Source organism: Flavobacterium rhizophilum (assembly GCF_046000485.1).
GTDB lineage: Bacteria > Bacteroidota > Bacteroidia > Flavobacteriales > Flavobacteriaceae > Flavobacterium > Flavobacterium rhizophilum.
This window is the reverse complement of record NZ_JBELQB010000005.1, coordinates 271,857-291,914: the sequence shown is the minus strand read 5'-3', so window position 1 is coordinate 291,914 and position 20,058 is coordinate 271,857. Positions and strand designations below refer to the sequence as shown.

General features: G+C 36.3%; 14 protein-coding genes. 10 read left to right on the top strand and 4 right to left on the bottom strand.

The window, feature by feature from the left end; translation table 11 throughout:
• Window position 1 precedes the first annotated feature (1 nt).
• The gene (locus ABS768_RS08590) at window positions 2–727 is read right to left on the bottom strand and encodes a DUF4197 domain-containing protein (RefSeq protein WP_157482027.1); all 726 of its coding nucleotides are present in this window, start codon (window positions 725–727) and stop codon (window positions 2–4) included.
• Window positions 728–969: 242 nt separating this feature from the next.
• Between ABS768_RS08590 and ABS768_RS08585 the strand changes: the two genes are divergently transcribed.
• From ABS768_RS08585 to ABS768_RS08565, 5 genes are all read left to right on the top strand, one after another.
• Entirely contained in the window at window positions 970–1,620 is a 651-nt protein-coding gene (locus ABS768_RS08585) for a glyoxalase (RefSeq protein ID WP_408074547.1), read from the top strand.
• Between the two features lie 33 nt (window positions 1,621–1,653).
• Window positions 1,654–2,259, top strand: a complete 606-nt coding sequence (locus ABS768_RS08580) for a hypothetical protein (RefSeq protein ID WP_408074546.1) — start codon at window positions 1,654–1,656, stop codon at window positions 2,257–2,259.
• 113 nt (window positions 2,260–2,372) lie between these two features.
• Complete coding sequence (locus ABS768_RS08575; protein WP_408074545.1) at window positions 2,373–5,801, top strand: methylmalonyl-CoA mutase family protein; 3,429 nt, start codon at window positions 2,373–2,375, stop codon at window positions 5,799–5,801.
• Between the two features lie 105 nt (window positions 5,802–5,906).
• On the top strand, window positions 5,907–7,826 hold the full coding sequence (locus ABS768_RS08570) for an AAA family ATPase (protein WP_408074544.1): 1,920 nt from the start codon (window positions 5,907–5,909) through the stop codon (window positions 7,824–7,826).
• Window positions 7,827–8,204: 378 nt separating this feature from the next.
• Entirely contained in the window at window positions 8,205–9,998 is a 1,794-nt protein-coding gene (locus tag ABS768_RS08565; protein WP_408074543.1) for a tetratricopeptide repeat-containing sensor histidine kinase, read from the top strand.
• Between the two features lies 1 nt (window position 9,999).
• Here ABS768_RS08565 and ABS768_RS08560 read toward each other — a convergent pair whose 3' ends face one another.
• Complete coding sequence (locus tag ABS768_RS08560) at window positions 10,000–10,551, bottom strand: DUF1543 domain-containing protein (RefSeq protein WP_408074542.1); 552 nt, start codon at window positions 10,549–10,551, stop codon at window positions 10,000–10,002.
• A gap of 105 nt (window positions 10,552–10,656) precedes the next feature.
• Between ABS768_RS08560 and ABS768_RS08555 the strand changes: the two genes are divergently transcribed.
• Window positions 10,657–11,190, top strand: coding sequence for a hypothetical protein (locus ABS768_RS08555; RefSeq protein WP_408074541.1), 534 nt, complete (start codon window positions 10,657–10,659; stop codon window positions 11,188–11,190).
• Between the two features lie 107 nt (window positions 11,191–11,297).
• Complete coding sequence (locus tag ABS768_RS08550; protein WP_408074540.1) at window positions 11,298–13,025, top strand: T9SS type A sorting domain-containing protein; 1,728 nt, start codon at window positions 11,298–11,300, stop codon at window positions 13,023–13,025.
• A gap of 69 nt (window positions 13,026–13,094) precedes the next feature.
• On the opposite strand, the gene ABS768_RS08545 is transcribed toward ABS768_RS08550, so the two are convergent.
• Window positions 13,095–15,446, bottom strand: coding sequence for a glycosyltransferase (locus ABS768_RS08545; protein ID WP_408074539.1), 2,352 nt, complete (start codon window positions 15,444–15,446; stop codon window positions 13,095–13,097).
• A 114-nt stretch (window positions 15,447–15,560) separates the two neighbouring features.
• Window positions 15,561–15,821: a hypothetical protein gene (locus ABS768_RS08540; protein ID WP_408074538.1), complete on the bottom strand. Its 261-nt coding sequence runs from the start codon at window positions 15,819–15,821 to the stop codon at window positions 15,561–15,563.
• A gap of 356 nt (window positions 15,822–16,177) precedes the next feature.
• Between ABS768_RS08540 and ABS768_RS08535 the strand changes: the two genes are divergently transcribed.
• The 3 genes from ABS768_RS08535 (at window position 16,178) to ABS768_RS08525 (ending at window position 20,036) form a co-directional block, all read left to right on the top strand.
• On the top strand, window positions 16,178–18,367 hold the full coding sequence (locus ABS768_RS08535) for a glutamine synthetase III family protein (protein WP_408074537.1): 2,190 nt from the start codon (window positions 16,178–16,180) through the stop codon (window positions 18,365–18,367).
• Between the two features lie 95 nt (window positions 18,368–18,462).
• Window positions 18,463–19,251: an OmpA family protein gene (locus tag ABS768_RS08530; protein WP_408074536.1), complete on the top strand. Its 789-nt coding sequence runs from the start codon at window positions 18,463–18,465 to the stop codon at window positions 19,249–19,251.
• A 2-nt stretch (window positions 19,252–19,253) separates the two neighbouring features.
• Window positions 19,254–20,036: an OmpA family protein gene (locus tag ABS768_RS08525; protein ID WP_408074535.1), complete on the top strand. Its 783-nt coding sequence runs from the start codon at window positions 19,254–19,256 to the stop codon at window positions 20,034–20,036.
• Window positions 20,037–20,058 lie beyond the last annotated feature (22 nt).

Here is a 20,058-nt window from a genome sequence, read left to right as displayed (position 1 = left end):
TTTAGTCCTGTAAAGCAAAAACTTCTTTAAGTAGGTCAGACGTACGAGAAGATAAATCGGTTCTTATATCTTTCTCTTCTACGGCTATCATGGTAAATACCCCATCCATCGCCTTAGAGGTAACATAATCGGTAAGATTAGGGTTTACGTCTTTAGTTAATGGCAGTGAGTTATATTTTTCAATGATGGTAGCCCATACTTCATCGGCACCTACTTTGTCTAACGATGTTTTTACAACCGGACTGAATTTTTGATATAGTTGGGTTGAGGTAGTATTCTCCAGGTAGGTAGTAGCCGACCTGTCGTCGCCCATAAGTATATTTTTAGCATCGGTAAAGCTCATGCTGGTAATGGCATTTACAAAAATAGGTGTAGCTTCTTTCACGGCATCTTCGGCAGCACGGTTAAGTACTACAAGGCCTTTATCTGCAAGGTCGCCCATACCTACACTACGCAGGGTTTTGTCTACTTTTTGAAGTTCTTCCGGCAAAAGTATTTTTACCATTTCGTTTTTATAAAAGCCATCTTCGGCAGTAAGTTTGGTTACCTGCTCTTTAACCCCCTGATTAAGGGCTTCTTTAAGGGCAGAGGCAATATCGGTATTACTTATACCTGTACTACTTCCGGTAACTTCAGATACTTTAGATTTTGCCTTATCCAGAAGGCCTCCCAACTGTGCATGAGATGCCAGTGGTAATAACAAAAGGGCGAATACTAATTTTTTCATGTAAGTAATGTTTTTCCAAAAATAAACAAAAACCGTTCCATGAGAAATAAAACTTATTTCGTGAATATGTAATGTGTTTTATTTCAGTGTTTTGTGTTTAAAAAAAGAGGTAGATTAGCTTTAATTACTGCTTTTTAGCCGTATTATAGTTTAACATTTCTAATCACTATTTAACTATTTAATTTCCTGTACGCTGTTTATTATCCGTAACTTGCATAGGTGTTTTTGTAAAATTTAAGGGAATGCATATTATAGAGCTTGAACTGCTTAGTAACAATTTAGCGGAGACCGAGAGTTTTTATAAAGAAGTATTAGGACTAAAGGCAGATCTGTCTGATAAGTTTTCTTTAACCTTTTCTATAGGCTACACCAAACTTATATTCAGGCAGGTAGACGATTTAAACCCTGTTTATCATTTTGCCATAGATATTCCTAATAATCGTTTCGATCAGGCATATTCCATTATGAAGTCTAAAACCGATCTTATTCCGGTTGATCCTGAAAATGATATTGCCGACTTTATAAACTGGCAGGCTCAGTCGTTTTACTTTTACGATAATAATGGTAATATACTGGAGTTTATAACCCGTTACCCTAATAAAGAAACATCTGATAAGGACTTTACCTCGCAGTCCTACATTTGCATTAGTGAAATAGGATTTGTTACTAACGATGTCCCTCACCTAGCTAATAAACTGAAAAAATGGTTTGGAGTACCTATATTCCACAGGCAGCCCCGTAGCAGTAAGTTTACGGTATCGGGCGACGACCAAGGGCTTTTTATACTAGGAGCAAAGGGCAGAAACTGGTATCCTACAAAGGTTAAGGCTGCTTCTTTCCTTACCAGGGTTTTATTTATGAATCAGGGTAATTTGTATCATATTGTAAGGTAGATATTTTATATTTGGATGATACAATCACATCTTATGACAAAAGAAGACTTTATTGCTACTGCCTATCGCTATTTTCCCCGAAGTATACATAGTATACTTGATATAGAATTGTATATGACAACCCCCGAGTTTACAAGGTTGGCAAACTTGTGTGGTTTAATGGAGAGGAGGCAGGAAGAAGGTGAGTTTAATGATTTTTATAATGAAATAAAATCTGTAAATAATCCGGAGAATTTTAGGTTAGTTCATAGGTTTCATGTTAACGACAGGTGTCATAACCTTCATTTTGTAGAGAGAAGGGGGACAATACTGCATTCATTGTGTCTCAATGTTAGTACGGTTGTACCATATTATACAACTTATGTAATAGAATGGGATATAAAAGAAAAATTGCAGGACCCGCCAGACCCTTTCAGGATGACAAGAGATTATCCCAAAAAAGCAGTTATTGTGAGTGAGGAAGATAAGGCGGTATTAGATAAAATGGCAAAAGTTACCGAAAGCACTTTTGGGTATAAATCCTTTCCTGAAGATTTGCTAACTGAGATAATTCCTGATATCAATATTGAAACCATTAAGATGGGGGAGTTTACATTCTTCAATGCATTCTTTCTGGATGATTATCATGTATTTCCATAATCTTGTAAGTTAGTTCTTTAAAAATTACTATAACGTTTTTTCTGGGCTTAGTTTGTTTTGAAATCTTCAATAAATCCGTAAATTGCGGGCTTAAAATTGAGATTCTTATAAAGATGGAGCAAGTACAGCCTTATAATCCTAAACATAAAGTTAGAATAGTAACAGCCGCATCCCTGTTTGACGGGCACGATGCAGCCATAAACATCATGCGCCGTATTATACAGGCCACTGGTGTTGAGGTAATTCACCTGGGGCATGACCGTAGTGTGGAAGAAGTGGTAAACACTGCGATACAGGAAGATGCCAATGCTATTGCCATGACTTCTTACCAGGGAGGTCATAACGAATATTTTAAATACATGTACGATCTGCTTAACGAAAAAGGGGCAGGCCACATTAAAATATTTGGCGGTGGGGGCGGAGTTATCCTTCCTGAAGAGATAAAAGAGTTGCATGAATATGGTATTACCCGAATCTACTCTCCGGACGACGGACGTGAGCTTGGATTACAGGGTATGATTAACGATTTAGTACAAAGAGCTGATTTCCCTGTAGGCGATAAATTAAACGGTGAAGTAAACACGCTGGAAGAGAAAAATCCAACAGCTATTGCAAGGGTAATCTCATCGGCAGAGAATTTCCCTGAAATCGCAAAAGAAACGCTTGATGTTATACATAAGAAAAACGAAACTTCTAAAATCCCTGTACTGGGTATTACAGGTACAGGTGGTGCCGGTAAATCATCGTTAGTAGACGAGCTGGTGCGCCGTTTCCTTATTGATTTCCCTGAAAAAACCATCGGACTTATATCTGTAGACCCGTCTAAGCGTAAAACAGGTGGTGCATTACTGGGAGACCGTATCAGGATGAATGCCATTAATAACCCAAGGGTTTATATGCGTTCGCTTGCTACACGCCAGTCTAACCTTGCCCTTTCTAAATATGTGGCAGAGGCGATACAGGTGCTTAAGGCTGCAAAATATGATTTGATTATCCTTGAAACATCGGGTATCGGGCAAAGTGATACTGAAATCCTTGACCACTCTGATGTTTCGCTGTATGTAATGACACCTGAATTTGGTGCTGCTACTCAGCTGGAAAAAATTGATATGCTTGACTTTGCCGATCTTGTTGCGATTAACAAGTTTGACAAACGCGGTTCGCTTGATGCGCTTCGTGATGTGAAAAAGCAATACCAGCGTAACCATAACCTGTGGGATGCTAACCCTGATGACCTTCCGGTATTTGGTACCATTGCGTCGCAGTTTAACGACCCGGGTATGAATACGCTTTATAAGTCGATTATGGATAAGATTGTGGAGAAAACAGAATCGGAACTGAAATCGACCTTTGAGATTACCCGTGAGATGAGCGAAAAGATTTTTGTAATTCCGCCAAACAGAACACGTTACCTTAGCGAGATTGCAGAAAATAACCGTGGTTATGACGAAACAGCAGCTACACAGCAGGATGTAGCTCAAAAACTATACGGTATTTTCAAAACTATTGAGACCGTAAGCGGTAAAACTCCCGAGATAAATAAGGCAGGTATTGAGGAAACATCGGTAGCTACAAATGATGCCGATAAAAAACAATTCCTAGACTTACTTGTAAAAGAGTTTGATCGTGTAAAAATGAACCTTGACCCATACAACTGGGAGGTTATACTTACATGGGACGAAAAAGTAAACAAATACAAAAATCCTGTTTATACCTTTAAGGTAAGGGATAAGGAAATAAAAATACAAACACATACCGAGTCGCTTTCGCATTCGCAGATACCAAAGGTTGCCCTGCCTAAATACCAGGCATGGGGTGATATTTTAAGATGGTGCCTGCAGGAAAACGTGCCGGGAGAATTCCCGTATACTTCGGGACTGTATCCGTTTAAGAGGGAAGGGGAAGACCCAACCCGTATGTTTGCCGGAGAGGGCGGACCTGAGCGTACCAACAGGCGTTTCCACTATGTGAGTCTTGGTATGCCTGCAAAACGTTTATCTACAGCGTTTGACAGTGTTACCCTTTATGGTAATGACCCGGATCACCGTCCGGATATTTACGGTAAAATTGGTAATGCGGGTGTATCTATCTGCTGTCTTGATGATGCTAAGAAACTGTATTCGGGCTTTAACCTTGCCCACCCAATGACATCGGTGAGTATGACAATTAACGGTCCGGCACCAATGCTGTTAGGTTTCTTTATGAATGCGGCTATCGACCAACAGTGTGAGCTTTACATCAAGGAAAACGGACTTGAAAAAGAGGTTGACGATAAGATAAACAAGATATACAAAGAAAAAGGCGTGGAAAGGCCTCGTTACAATGGCAAATTACCGGAAGGTAACGACGGACTTGGACTTATGCTTTTGGGTGTAACCGGAGACCAGGTACTTCCTGCCGATGTGTATAACGATATTAAAGTACGTACCCTGTCGCAAGTGCGTGGTACGGTACAGGCCGATATTCTTAAGGAAGATCAGGCGCAAAACACCTGTATCTTCTCTACCGAGTTTGCCCTTCGTTTAATGGGTGATGTACAGGAGTACTTTATCCAGAAAAATGTAAGGAACTTCTATTCGGTTTCTATTTCAGGATACCACATTGCCGAGGCAGGTGCAAACCCAATCACTCAGTTGGCGTTTACCCTTGCTAACGGATTCACGTATGTGGAGTACTACCTGAGCCGTGGTATGAATATTAACGATTTCGGTCCTAACCTATCGTTCTTCTTCTCTAACGGTATTGACCCTGAATATGCGGTTATTGGTCGTGTTGCAAGAAGAATTTGGGCTAAGGCACTTAAAAACAAATATGGTGCTAACGAGCGTGCTCAAATGCTTAAGTACCACATTCAAACATCGGGTCGTTCACTACACGCGCAGGAAATTGACTTTAACGATATCCGTACAACACTACAGGCGCTGTATGCTATTTATGATAACTGTAACTCACTGCATACAAATGCTTATGACGAGGCTATTACAACGCCTACCGAAGAGAGTGTGCGTCGTGCAATGGCAATTCAGCTTATTATCAATAAAGAACTTGGACTGGCTAAAAACGAAAACCCTATACAGGGATCGTTTATTATTGAGGAACTTACCGACCTTGTGGAGGAAGCTGTACTTACCGAGTTTGACCGTATTACCGAAAGGGGTGGTGTACTTGGGGCTATGGAAACCATGTATCAGCGTTCTAAAATTCAGGAAGAGAGTTTGTATTACGAAACTCTTAAGCATACAGGAGAGTTTCCTATTATTGGGGTAAATACCTTCCTGAGCTCTAAAGGTTCGCCTACGGTTGTTCCTGCAGAGGTTATACGTGCAACAGAAGAGGAGAAACAATTCCAAATCCAGACTCTTGAAAACCTACACGAAGGTAATGCACAAAAGGTTAAGGAACAGCTTGCTATTGTACAGGAAGCTGCTATACAAAACCAAAACATATTTGAATGCCTTATGGAAGCTGCCAAGGTTTGTTCGCTTGGACAAATTACTGCTGCTCTGTTTGAGGTAGGTGGTCAGTACCGCAGGAATATGTAATTGTCACTTAGATTTAAAAATTTAAGATCGAAATATTTAAAGAGAAGCCTCCTGATAAGGGAGGCTTTTTTTGTTAAATTTGGGCTAAACCTTTATATAATTAATATGAAACAACCTTACCATTTGATATTTGAAAACTCTGAACAGTTTAAGGACTATTATTTAAATGATGAAACTGAACCTATAGTGTACTTACCGAACTTTAATACTATAAATATTATTGTTGGAGCTAATAATAGTGGTAAAAGTAGGTTTATGAGAGAATTATTGAAAGAAGAAAAAATTATTCTAGTTAATACAGATATTCTTGAAAAATATAATCAGGTTGTTGTAGATCATAATAATAGTCCTTATAGAAATGGAAACTTAGAAGAATTGTCTTTTTCAAAATTTTATCAAGTTTTTATAAATAATAAAAAAAAAATAGACAGTAATCGCTATTTTAATATTAATACGTTCAAAAATAGATTTGATGTATTGCAAGAAAGGATATATACAAAATCAGGTGTAAAGAAATTTTTTATACCAACTCTAAGAACAGCTCATTCGCTCTATACCGCAGTTCATGAGAGAATGCTAGACCCACGTCAAATTAATAGTACTTATACCCGATTAGATGAGGATGTCTATTTAGAAACAATAAGAAAGAACTATTCTTTGGATAAAAAGATAGATATTTTTACTGGGATGGATTTATATGAACAAGTGTTAAATAGCAGGAATGCTGAAAAAAATGTAAGAAACAGGTTTGAATCATTTGAAAAGTTTTTAAGTGTAAATTTTTTTGACGGAAAGCAAATAGATATTGTAGCAAAATTTAATAAAGGTGAGAGTAAAAAGGGAAAAACAGATTCAGAATTAATATTGATTCATGTTGGAAATGAAGAAAATACGAGGGAGTTACATCATTTAGGAGATGGTATACAGGCATTAATTATATTAATGTATAAAATATTTATGGCTGAGGATAACTCTTTTTTCTTTATTGATGAACCTGAATTGAACCTGCATCCGGGTATGCAGAGATTATTTTTAGAACAAATATCAACTAATAAAGAATTAGTTAATAAAAGGCTTACATACATAATAAGTACTCATTCCAACCATTTTTTGGATTTGACTCTTGAAAAAGATAATGTATCTATTTATTCCTTTGCACCTAAACAGGTAGAAAAGGGTAAAGACAATCAATTTATAATAAAAAATGTAAATAGAGGGGATAACGAAATTTTAAAACATTTAGGGGTTAATAATTCATCGGTTTTTCTTGCAAATTGTAGTATATGGGTTGAAGGAGTGTCTGATAGGAATTATATAAAAGCTTTCCTAAAATCGTATATTGATTATTTGGCTAAAAATGAAGATGAGAAATATAAATCGCTGAAAGAGGATATTGATTATGCTTTTTTTGAATATGCAGGTTCTAATATTGAACATTATTTGTTTGAAAATGAAATTGACAAAGAAGATGAAGAGGTAATAAATAAAGAAATTAATGCTTTAGCGTTGAGTAATAAAATTTTCCTTTTGGCTGATTCTGATAATGCTAAAAAGAGTACCAAAAAAGGTATTAGGTTAAAAAATTTGGAAGACTTGGCAACTAATAACCTTAAGCCACGAGTTATTTGGGAAGTTAGAGAAATCGAAAATCTCTTGATTAATAAGATTTGGGAGAAGATTTTGATTAACTTCTGTAATAAAAAGCTTTTATCTGAACATAGAGAAGAGATACAAAATAAGATTAGTGAAGCACTTAAAATTGTAAACTCAAATGACTATAAGAAAGAGTATATAGGTGTATTTTTAAATAAGATTGATAAGGAAATAGGAAAGATTGATGGTGTTAATGTTTTGAACAAAGTATATAAGGAGAATGAAGGTGTATTTGGAACGCTGATTCCTAAAAGTGATTTAAGTAAGTATGTTTTAGAGGCTGATTTTGATTGGGAAGATTTACAGGAAAGTGATGAAATAAAACAACTTACTGAAGATGTTTATAAGTTTATAATTGATAGTATGAATTAAAAAAAAGTCCTCCTATTCAGGAGTACTTTTTTATTACAATACTATTTACTTTTCCTAATTTAAAATCGTTCTGTTTTTTATAGTTATAAATACTGTGGTAATTAAATATTTTAATTTTTCTTACGAATAATTCTACAAATAAAATAATCATGTTTTTTATATAAATTATTAATCTACTGGTTTACAAGTGTTTTTATGGAAAACCGTAAAATAAATGTAAGAATAATTCTATTTATTTATAGTTATATGGGAGAAATTTCTTAGAAAAATAATTTGGCTTCAAAATAAAAGTATTTTAAGAATACGTTATAAATTAACATTTTGTTTATATTGCACTAAGATATTTTCTATTTTTGCTAAGCCCAATCAAAAATTTTAATGAAGAAAACCCTACCGATTTTAGTGCTATTGCTCGGACTCTTATGTCACGCACAGGAAGAGAATGCCGACTATTTCCTAAATCAGGGAATGAAACAAAATTCCCAAAACCAATATGTGGAGGCGGTGGAGTCTCTCAAACAAAGTGTTTCTTTAGCAGCAGAATCTGAAGATAAAGTAACTCTTATTAAAGCATATGCAGGTTTAGGAGAAGCTTATCACAAAGCCGATCAGCCAAAACTGGCTACTAAGAACTATTTACTATCCTTAAGCCATGCAAAAACACTTAAGGACGGAAACGCTATTATCAAAGCATCAAAAGAATTAGGAGAACTATACGCTGAAGAGCAAGATTATGGTCTTTCGGTTCAGTACTACACTTACGCCATTAAAGAAGCTAAGCAGTTAAATAATGAGGTTCTTGAAGCCGAGGTTCTTGTGGAACTTGGTGAAGTATATGAACTTCAGGATAAGCCGGAGCCTGCGCTTGATGCTTACAGCAGGGCGCTTGCCATTTACCGTGCAAGAGGTAAAAACAGTGAGGCAGGTCATACCCTAAGCAAAATGGGTAATGCTTACAGAAAGAAAACCGATTATGTACAGTCGATATTAAACTACAAGGAGGCACTGGGCTATTTTGCCGGACTTGACGACAGGAAAAATGTTGCAGCTACACTTAGCGATCTTGGAAAGGTACATGCACTTAACGACGATTACAGTGAGTCATTACGCCTTTACGAACAGGCTTATCTTGATGCTTCGTCAATAAAAGATAATGAGGTTATAATTTCGTCGTGTCTTGGTATGGCAATTGCTTACGAGAAACTTAAGCAATATCCTGAATCTATTCGTTACCACAAACTGTACGAACAGAAAAAGGATAGTTTGGTAAATGCAAAGCATGCACAGGCATTAAAAACGCTACAGTCAAAGTACATAAAGCAGCGTGATGAGAACGAATCAAGACTACTTGGTACTGACGGAGGGGAGCAGGAAGCTGTTTCCTCAGGAGATAGTATTAGCCGTGCAGAATATGAAGCGACAAAGCGTACACGTATCATAATTATAGGGGTATGCTCTATAATAGTATTATTAGTTATAGGGTGGTTTTGGAAAAGAAAACAACAGCTTAAGGAGAAGTTAAGAGAGGAAAGAATGAACCATGAAACCGAAAGGCAGGAACGCCTTCGTATGGTTCAGGATATACATTCTGATCTTGATTCCAAACTTTCTAAAATCAACTACCTTAGTGAATCTATAGTAGAGAAAACTCATGGTATGCCTACTATTAAGAGTAGTGGTGAAGCCATGCAGGATACTACTAAAAAACTAGAGGAAAACATCAGGGATCTTGTTTGGTTATTAACGCCAAGGTCTACCACGCTTTCTAATTATATTACCAATACTCAAGAATATGTAACCGATTACTTTAAGGATAGTCCGGTTGAGGTATTGTTCTCAATGCCCGATAAGCCTTCTACAAATACGATTGTAAAGGAGAGTCAGCGTGAGTTAACAGCAGCTATTAAGGAAAGCCTTGAGGCTATTGCCGAAGACCCTCAGGCATCAAAAGTATTCTTTGGGATGTCGTTCTCGGGCACAAGGCTAATGGTATCTATTAAGGATAACGGTGCAGGTACCGATCGTAACGATGCCAGCAAAAAAACAATGGAAAACCACATTGTGAGCATTGGTGGTATTATGAAAGTAGATGCCGAGCAGGGTTGGGGTACTATGGTTAAAATGATTATCCCTATCAATAAACAAATCAGGAAATCAATGAAGAAAATGTAGTTTATACATTTAACTTTAAATACCCTATATGCAGCTCATCTTCTACAGGATGGGCTGTTTTTTTAATAGCAAAGCTATATAGTTCTTTATACTTAGGTAAAAGTATGTCGGCTACATTATAAGCATCATCAATATCAAGTGCATATTTGTCGTCCACGTGCGATTCGGCACCTTTAAAACCACAATGTTTATAAAAGGTCGTTTGTTTAACTGCTTTTACAGCCTCCCCCATAGTTTGAGCCACTATAAGGGTTTTATAATGATACTCTTCAAAATCGCCCGGTTTATATCCGCCAAGGTTTATAAAAAACAGTTTTTCGGTATTGGTGTTTTCCTGCTTTTGTGTTATAGAGATCTCATATTCGCCAACGTGTGTAACCTCTCTCCAGGAGTCTACATGCAGCCTTCCGCCATCGGGCCAAAAAGTATACATATCAGGAATAAGGGACTCAATTGAGGTGCCTATTCCAAAAAAAATATCATGTTGTTCAGTTAAACGGCCATTAGGCGTGCAGCCCAGTAATACCTTGAATAATCGTAATTTTTGCTCCATACTGATACAAAGGTATTTAAAATTTTTTTCATGAATTTTCCTGTGAAAATATTTTTTGGTTCAGTTTTTGGAAATACCTTTATAAACAATAAAACTTTTAACATTATGAAAAAGATATTTTTACTTTTAAGCGTAGTGAGCCTCTTTACATTATCGTCGTGTGTTGATGACGATCCGGATGTGGTGTATAACAATACAGATAATTATTTTGAAGCTGAGGTATTTGAGGTAAACCAGGCAACATTCTCATTTGATGCCGATACAGGTTACTATACATCATATTATGATTTGAATCCTGACCCTCTATTTCCTGCTGATATGGTTTTGGTATATCGTTTAAAAGGTGTAGATCCAAATAATGGTAATGATATTTGGGAAATGATTCCCAAAACGCTTTATTATGATAATGGTGATTATGTAGAGTTTGATTTTGATTTTACTGTTGATGATATTGTTTTCTACATGGGAGCAAACTATGATTTAGGTACTAATCCGAACTTTTTACAAAATCAGGTATTCAGGGTAGTGATTATACCAGGTTTTGATAACTCTGCAAGAATTGACCTTACAGATTATAACAACGTAATCAAAGAGTTTAATATTGATGATTCTAATATTCGTGCTCTAAATAAAAAATAATTGCAATATAGATAATATGTTAAAAAAAGAGGCTTTTAAGTCTCTTTTTTTGCTTTATAAGCAATGTAGGTGTATGTTTGTTAAAAATATTTTAAAAAACCACATCTATGATTTTTTTCAAGAAAATTTTCTTTTTTTCCTTTTTAATTTTTTCATTTCATTCCTTTTCTCAGGTTACAGTCAAAATTGATGAACTAAGAGTTGGTAATCAGGAGGTAGACAAGATTAATTTTAATAATAGAGCTGAAATTTTTGTTCGTCTAAATGTAAGATTGGAGACAACAAATAATAGCTTTGATAATGTATTTGGGAATCTTTATATTTACATAAAAGATTCTGAAACTACTGATCCTTTTTATATAGGATACGCATCTCCGGTATTTGACGCTTTCCCTAACTCAGACGGGAAGTATATAAGCCCTGAAAATGAAATTGAGTTTTGGTTAGATATACGTTACTTCGAGAGTACTGAAGGTCGTGTTCTTTATGCTGAATATGAAAATAATAATGGTAACAAGTACAGAACTTCAGATATCGAAATAATTGATATTTATGAGCCGCCTCAACCTCAAAGAAAGCCTTTTGATATAAGTGAGGTTTATTATCCTGATACAGGTGATAGGGTTAAAAGCGATAAAGTTTTTATGAATAGAAATCATAATGGAGTCAATTTTGGAGTACAATATACTATAAAGTCAAGCCCAAGGACTATTTGTGGAAATAAATTTAGGTATCTAATTATGAAAACAGATAATTTTCACATTAATAGGAAAGAAGATAATTACGCGTCTATACCGGAAAGTCCTTGTCCCTTAGTGATTGATAGTGTAACTGGAGATTTACCTTCGATTTGGATTAGCGAAAATGAGTTTAAAAATAATTATGGTATAAAATTTCTTTATTTTGTTGGTACAAGTACAAGGGTATCGGGAAGTAAAGGTCTTAGATTTAAGGCGGTAGATTTTGGTGATACAGATATTTATTTTATGTACAGTAACGAAAACTCTTTATACCCTAAAGGGATAACCGGACCAAGGACAAGAGTTACCTATATGTCTGACGACTTATCGGAGTCTATATTTGGTTATGCTAACATGTATTTATGGTATAAAAGAAGTTTAGGAGGGCAATGGGTAGTTACTACAGCTCCGACAGAATCAGTATTGATTGCATTGACTGAAACAACAGAATTTTTTAGGCGTACAGTTTTTAAAGGGGCATTTCAGGATAGTAATGTTCTTAGAGTTGAACCTCGAAATATTGGTAATATAAATAATGTTATATGTTGTAGTCAGGCATTGCCTAATGGATCTAATGTTGCTACTTTAACAGGGAACTACTTGTTTGGGTCTTATACGTATGCATGGCAAATTTATGGTAGAGGAAGTTGGGGAGACATAGCAGGAGCTACTTCTAAAAATTATACGCCACCAGCTATTCCTGTTAGAACCAGGGTAGGTGAATACCCTAAACGTTATAGAAGAATGGTGCATAATAACGTAACTAATGAAACTAGTTACAGTAATGAGATTGTGATTTCAGTTGCAAGTGGTAGGTTAGCTATGAAAAATATAGATTTGAGTGAAGAAGAGAATACGGTTACTCTTTTTCCTAATCCTTCTACTTCAATATTATACGCAGAATCTAAAAATGACTTCCTAAATAAAGAGATTATTATTTTTGATATGACAGGGAGAATAGTTTCAGGTTTTAATATTAATTATGTAAATAATAATACTCTTCAAATAGATATTTCGAGCTTACAAAGTGGTGTCTATATGTTAAAGCTACAAGATGAGCATGGTGAAGTTAAAAAACAGTTTATAAAAAAATAATTTGGTATACATAACAATATAAAAAGAAGCAGGCCAATGGCCTGCTTCAGTGTTTATAAAAAAACGGAATTAGAATTTCTCTAAATGGCGCGTAATAATATTTTTTAGTTTTCTCCTAAAGTACACCTCATTAGGATTACCAAAGTATCTTGTAATGGTAAGTCTTGCCATAAGGTAGCTAATGCTTGATTCGGCTCCCTGGTTAAGATTTACATTGTGTTGTTCAAGTCCGTCAAAACAACCTCCGGTACATGGGTTGTATATAATTTGCTGTAAATGGTTGTTGCCCAAAAACCAGTTAAAGGCCATTTCCATTTTTGAAAGATATTTTTCGTCTTTAAATATATCGTGAAACTTACGTAGTGCAAGTATGGTATAGGCAACATCAATAGGCTGTTCTCCATAGCGGTTTTTTTCTTCCCCTTTAAAGTGCCAGCCATCATTTGATATTACTTTAATGGAATGATCATCAAAAATCACATCAAGCAAAAAATCAAAAGTTTTGCGTGCTATATCACGATAGGTTTCATCGCCTGTAATGGTATAACAAAGCAACAGGGCTTCGGGCAATAAACTGTTAGCATAGGTTAGGTAGCTTTCAAACCATTGCCAGTTATCTTCGTTTTCATGTCTGTACATTTGTACCATCCTGTCGGCAAACAGTTTTATATATATAAGAGTATCTTCGTCTTTAACACGTCTGTTATAATAATACAAACCCTTAATTACAAAAGCCATTGCTCTGGTAGAGTAAATGTTTTTGGTAAGTGATAACGAACGATGAAAGGCTGCTTCGGCACGTTCACCCAGTTCTTCCGGTAAAATATTGGCTATAGATATAAGGTAACCTAGCGCCCACATGGCTCTGCCCGAAGAGTCTTCCAAATTCTCGTTATTGTTTTGGGCGGTAATCTTTTTATCAATATCTACATAGTTAAAAAAACGTCCGTCCTTACTTTGGCAATACTCAATAAAACTTAGATAGGTATTAATGTATTGAAGTACACTATCATCTCTATACTGTTTGTAGTGCTGACACATTGCTATAAGGGCACGGGCATTATCGTCCAGTGTGTATCCCGAATTAGGGTCGGGTTTGTTTAGTTTAGAAAACTGAAGCATCCCGAAATCAGTAGTCATATTCTTAATATGATTCAGGTTTACTTTGGGATTTCTGTACTGGAGTTTCATTCCGTTTCCCATAGTTTTCTGTATTAAATGGGCATGATCTACGGCTGAGTTTTCCCATGCGGTATGAATTATTTTGTGCAGCCCGTTAAGTATCATGGTTTGGCGCAGGGTATCATTTTCCAGCAGTCTGTTAATAGATTTGGCTAACTGATTAGAGTCACCAAAATCAAATGTAATACCGGTTTCGCCTGCAAGAACTTCCTGTGCGTGTGGTATAGGTGTAGATACAATGGCGCATCCGCAACTTAGCGCGTAAGAGAAAGTACCACTTACCGCCTGATTAGGATCTTTAGAAGTAAACAGATAAATATCGGTCATCTGTAAATATTCCAACAGTTCGTTTAACGGTACATATTTATTAATAAAAGTAACGTTATCCTGTAGGTTTAGTTCGTTTATCTTTTGGATAAGGCTGTTACGGTAGCTTTCACCTTCGTGTAAAAACACGGTAGGATGGGTTTTGCCTATAATAAGGAAAAGCACATCAGGATTTTGTGCTACTACTTCCGGCAGGGCTTCCAGTGTTGTCTCTATACTTTTACCGGAACTAAGCAGCCCGAAGGTAGAAAGTATGGTTTTTCCTTTAAAACCGTATTTTTCTTTCAGTTCGTTTTTCTCCCTGTGAGGCACCAGGTGGGTACCGTGTGGGATAACCGTAATAAGGTTACGGTCTATTATATAATCACGCACCAGTATGTCGGCAGCGTTGTTAGTCATTACAATAAGCGAATCCACGCGGTTAAGTATATGCTGGACATTGGCTTTAAAAGCCTCGTTTGGGTTAGGTAGTACCGTATGGAATACCACAGTAAGTGGTTTTTCAATTTCGTCTATAAATGTATTGAAAGCATCGTTTGTTTCGACGAATAGTCCAAACTCATGCTGTATCATTACTATTTTTACATTGGCATCCTCATTAAGGGTTTTTGCCAGTTTGGTATACGATTCCGGTTGAGAGGTATCCAGTGTGTATTTTACATCCGGATTGGTATAAGTGTGTTTTTCATTTTTGTTTTCCAGTGCACATATCTTTATGGAAAAAGAATCCACATACTGGTTGTTAAGAGCTTTGATAAGATCTTCAGAATAGGTTGCTATACCGCACTGTCTTGGAGGGTAAGTGGTTATTACTGTAATTTCAGGTAACAAACGGTTAATGTCGTTATCCTTTACCACTTGTTCTATAATCAGGGGTTTGTATTTGTCTCCTGCATTTTTCCTGTTTTTCATGACACGGTTTTTTTATGTGGGTTTAGCTTTTTAATTAAATAGATTTAAAAACCGGTTATAAATTATTTATAACCGGTTTTCGAGTGTTTATGAATTATAAGGGATTCCTTAACTCTATGCCTGAGCATTGCTTACCCAGTCATTTGCTCTTTCTTTAGCGCTGTTCACGGCCTGTTTGGCATCGTTTTCGGCACTTTTAAGTTCTTTACCGGCTTTACGCTGCAGTTCGTTTAGTTTGCCTTTAAAATTCTCTTTTGCTTCTGCGGCGTTTGCTTCAAATTTTTTCCTGTCATTTCTTCTTTTTGCAAAATATAAAGCTGCTCCTGCTAAGGCCACTGCACCTGCTGTAACTCCTACTACAATTTTCCTGTTCATTTTTTTTATATATTTAGGTTATTAAAATTTGAATAGCCTAAAATTACCACATTCTCGCTTGAAGTAGAGTTTTGCTTATGGAATATTTAACATAATTAACAATACTTTGAGTATTTTATAATTTAGTTAACGGATGTAAGAAATTCTTTGAGAAAAATTCAATATAAAGTTAATTAAATGTTGTGTAAATACGAAATTTAGGAGGTGGTATTTTTATTTTAGGGGTTGTTTTTGTGTAGTTGATAAAATTTAAGATTTACACCCCCTAAAAAATAGGGGTGTCTTAATTTTTTAATTCAAAAATTCATATATTTGCATCGATTTTAATATCATTAATAACTTAAAAATTTAGTTTCATGTCAACAATTCGTTTTCAGGCCTTAAAAGAAACCGCGGGCAGAAAGCCGGTTAAAGTAGAAGAGCTGGACCGTAAGTCTGCTATTTTCGGCAGCAATGTGTTTAACGACAAAGCAATGCGTCAATTTTTAACGTCTGAAGCATACCAGGCAGTAAAAGGAGCTGTACAGTATGGAACAAAAATTGAAAGAAAACTGGCTGATTATGTAGCTATGGGTATGAAAGAGTGGGCTCTTTCTAAAGGTGTAACTCACTATACTCACTGGTTCCAGCCATTAACAGGTACTACTGCAGAAAAGCACGATGCTTTCTTTGAAACATCTTTTGACGGTAGTGACCCAATCGAAAAATTTGCTGGTACTCAGCTTGTACAACAGGAGCCGGATGCATCAAGTTTCCCTAACGGTGGTATTCGTAACACGTTTGAGGCTCGTGGTTATACTGCATGGGACCCAACATCTCCGGCATTCATTTTTGGTACTACATTATGTATCCCAACTGTGTTTGTATCTTACACAGGTGAGGCGCTGGATTACAAAGCACCATTATTACGCGCACTTAACGCTGTAGACGAAGCTGCTACAGATGTGTGCCGTTACTTTGATAAAAACGTAAAGAAAGTAACTCCAACCCTAGGGTGGGAGCAGGAATATTTCCTTATTGATAAAGCCCTTGCCGCATCAAGACCGGATATTACACTTACAGGACGTACACTTTTAGGACATACTTCTGCTAAAGGACAGCAGTTAGAGGATCACTATTTCGGTTCTATCCCTACAAGAGTTCTTAACTATATGAGAGATCTTGAGAACGAGTGTATGCTTTTAGGTATACCTGTAAAAACTCGTCACAACGAGGTAGCTCCAAACCAGTTTGAGCTTGCTCCTATATTTGAAGAAACTAACCTTGCTGTAGACCACAACTCTTTACTAATGGATGTAATGCAGAAAGTTGCAGAACGTCATGACTTTAAAGTGCTTTTCCACGAAAAACCATTCATGGGAGTTAACGGTAGTGGTAAGCACAACAACTGGTCGCTTGCTACAGATACAGGAATAAACCTTTTAGGTCCCGGTAAAACACCAATGAGTAACCTGCAATTCCTTACATTCTTCATTAACACTATTAAGGCTGTTTACAAAAACGAGCAATTGCTAAGAGCTTCTATCGCATCTGCGTCAAACGATCACAGACTTGGAGCTAACGAGGCACCTCCTGCAATTATCTCTGTATTCATCGGTCAGCAGCTTACAAAAGTTCTTGAGGAGCTTGAAGGTGTATCTAACGGTAAGCTTTCTCCGCAAGAGAAAACAGATCTTAAACTTAACGTAGTAGGTAAAATTCCGGATGTATTGCTTGATAATACAGACAGAAACAGAACTTCTCCGTTTGCCTTTACAGGTAATAAATTTGAGTTTAGAGCAGTAGGTTCTAATTCTAACTGTGCTAACTCAATGACAGTTCTTAACGCTATCGTTGCTAAGCAGCTTAAAGACTTCAAAAAAGAGGTTGATGCGCTTATCGACTCTAAGAAAATGAAGAAAGATGATGCTATCTTTAACGTGTTAAGAGAGTACATCAAAGAAACCAAAAACATTCTTTTTGAAGGTGACGGTTACAGCGATGAGTGGGAAGTAGAGGCTGCGAAACGCGGACTAAGCAATAACAAAACTACTCCGGAAGCACTTAAAGCAAGAGTATCTAAAGAGGCACTTGCTCTATTTGAAGAGCTTAACGTAATGAACCACGTTGAGGTTGAAGCACGTTACGAAATCGAACTTGAAGAGTATGCTAAGAAAATCCAGATTGAAGGACGCGTACTTGGAGATATTGCCCGTAACCACGTAATCCCAACAGCTATCCGTTACCAAAATATCCTTATCGAGAACGTAAAAGGTCTTAAAGAGATATTCGGTAACAAGTTTGAGGAAATAGGTAAAGAGCAAATCATTCTTATCAAAGAAATCTCTGAGCATATTTCAGGCATTAACTCTAAAGTTGAAGAAATGACTGAAGAGCGTAAAAAAGCAAATGCACTTGAAACTGCAGAAGAGCAGGCTGCTGCTTACTGTAATAAAGTAAAACCATTTTTTGATGTTATAAGAAAGCACTGTGACAAACTGGAGCTTCTTGTTGACGATGAGCTTTGGACACTTACTAAATACAGAGAGTTATTATTTACAAGATAATACAAGCTTATATAAATCAAAGAAGCCCCACAATAGCGGGGCTTTTTTTGTACTAAAAAGTAAGAGTTTGCGTTTTTAGTATAAATCCTTACCTAATGAAGCACCTTTATACCTTTTTATTACTTACAGTTTTTACCTTAACCCAAGCCCAACAAAGGCATAGCGTTTATTTTGATTTAGATATTGATAAGCCAAACAGCTCATCTGTAAATGAATTTGATACATGGTTACAGCAAAACAAAAATGCAGTTATAATTAAAGTTTACGGCTATACCGATAGTGTAGGCAGTGTAACTTATAATAAAGACTTATCCTTACGTCGTGTAAATGATATTGTAAATCGGTTAAAGCAAAACAATATAGCCTTTGCGGAAGATTTTGAGATTAAAGGTTTTGGCGAGGAATTTGAACAGGATAATAACAATTCTGAAAACCGTAGGGTAGAAGTGTACTATGAATTGCCTGTTGCGGAAGCTGATATTCCTAAACCTGAGCCGAAAAAGACCGTGTTTGCCCAAAAAGTAGAAAAGTCTAAAGTAGGTGATAAACTGAGATTAGAAAATTTAAATTTTTACGGTGGTTCAGCCCACTTTTTACCGGAATCAATACCGGTTCTGGAAGAGTTATTGGCTATTATGAAAAGCCATCCCAATCTTAAAATAGAAATTCAGGGACATATATGTTGTGAAAAGAAAGTAACACATCCGGTGTCTTCAGATAGGGCAAAGGCCGTTTACAGCTATTTAAATAATAATGGTATTGCCCATTCCAGAATTTCATATAAAGATTATGGAGCAACTTCTCCAATATACAGTATACCTGAGAGGAATGAAAAAGAACGAGTTACAAACAGAAGAGTTGAAATTAAAATAATGGCGAATTAATTATGAAGCGTATTTTTACCTTACTAATATTATTGATTTTTACTCTTGTTGAGGCTCAGGAGAAGCATACCGTTTATTTTGATTTAGATATTGATGAACCAAACAGCTCATCTGTAAGTAGTTTTGATGCATGGCTACAACAAAATAAAGATGCAATTGTGTTTAAAGTATACGGCTATGCCGATAAAGCAGGCAGTGTGCCGTATAACAGGGATTTGTCGCTTAGAAGGGCAAATGATATTGTAAACCGATTAAAACAAAATGACATAGCCTTTGCGGAAAATTTTGAGATTAAAGGTTTTGGTGAACAGTTTGAACAGGATAACGAACAGGCAAAAAACCGTAAGGTGGAGATATACTATGAAGTGCCCGAAACGGTTGAGGAAGTCATCGAGCCTCTTGATACTGAATTGGCTAAAAAAGTAGACCGCTCTAAAGTGGGGGATAAGCTAAAACTGCCTAATCTTTATTTTTATAATAACAGTGATATTGTAGTGCCTAAATCAAAACCGGTTTTAAAAGAACTGCTCGTTATTATGCAGAAAAGACCAAAACTGAAAATAGAGATACAGGGACATATATGTTGTCAGCCAACAGATGAGGGGCGTATTTCTTACTACAGGGCAAAAGCGGTGTATGAATATTTACTCTATAACGGAATAGACGGGAGTAGATTAAAATATAAGGGTTTTTCAAGTAATAATCCGGTTTACCCTTTACCTGAAAAAAATGAAGACGAGCGCAATGCCAACAGGCGTGTAGAGATAGAGATTATAGAGAATTAACTTTTTTGTAATAAATAAAACC

Excerpts from the sequence above, each read along its gene's own strand:
- ABS768_RS08590 (WP_157482027.1), bottom strand. The coding sequence starts at position 727 with ATGAAAAAATTAGTATTCGCCCTTTTGTTATTACCACTGGCATCTCAT.
- ABS768_RS08585 (WP_408074547.1), top strand. The coding sequence starts at position 970 with ATGCATATTATAGAGCTTGAACTGCTTAGTAACAATTTAGCGGAGACC.
- ABS768_RS08580 (WP_408074546.1), top strand. The coding sequence starts at position 1,654 with ATGACAAAAGAAGACTTTATTGCTACTGCCTATCGCTATTTTCCCCGA.
- ABS768_RS08575 (WP_408074545.1), top strand. The coding sequence starts at position 2,373 with ATGGAGCAAGTACAGCCTTATAATCCTAAACATAAAGTTAGAATAGTA.
- ABS768_RS08570 (WP_408074544.1), top strand. The coding sequence starts at position 5,907 with ATGAAACAACCTTACCATTTGATATTTGAAAACTCTGAACAGTTTAAG.
- ABS768_RS08565 (WP_408074543.1), top strand. The coding sequence starts at position 8,205 with ATGAAGAAAACCCTACCGATTTTAGTGCTATTGCTCGGACTCTTATGT.
- ABS768_RS08560 (WP_408074542.1), bottom strand. The coding sequence starts at position 10,551 with ATGGAGCAAAAATTACGATTATTCAAGGTATTACTGGGCTGCACGCCT.
- ABS768_RS08555 (WP_408074541.1), top strand. The coding sequence starts at position 10,657 with ATGAAAAAGATATTTTTACTTTTAAGCGTAGTGAGCCTCTTTACATTA.
- ABS768_RS08550 (WP_408074540.1), top strand. The coding sequence starts at position 11,298 with ATGATTTTTTTCAAGAAAATTTTCTTTTTTTCCTTTTTAATTTTTTCA.
- ABS768_RS08545 (WP_408074539.1), bottom strand. The coding sequence starts at position 15,446 with ATGAAAAACAGGAAAAATGCAGGAGACAAATACAAACCCCTGATTATA.
- ABS768_RS08540 (WP_408074538.1), bottom strand. The coding sequence starts at position 15,821 with ATGAACAGGAAAATTGTAGTAGGAGTTACAGCAGGTGCAGTGGCCTTA.
- ABS768_RS08535 (WP_408074537.1), top strand. The coding sequence starts at position 16,178 with ATGTCAACAATTCGTTTTCAGGCCTTAAAAGAAACCGCGGGCAGAAAG.
- ABS768_RS08530 (WP_408074536.1), top strand. The coding sequence starts at position 18,463 with ATGAAGCACCTTTATACCTTTTTATTACTTACAGTTTTTACCTTAACC.
- ABS768_RS08525 (WP_408074535.1), top strand. The coding sequence starts at position 19,254 with ATGAAGCGTATTTTTACCTTACTAATATTATTGATTTTTACTCTTGTT.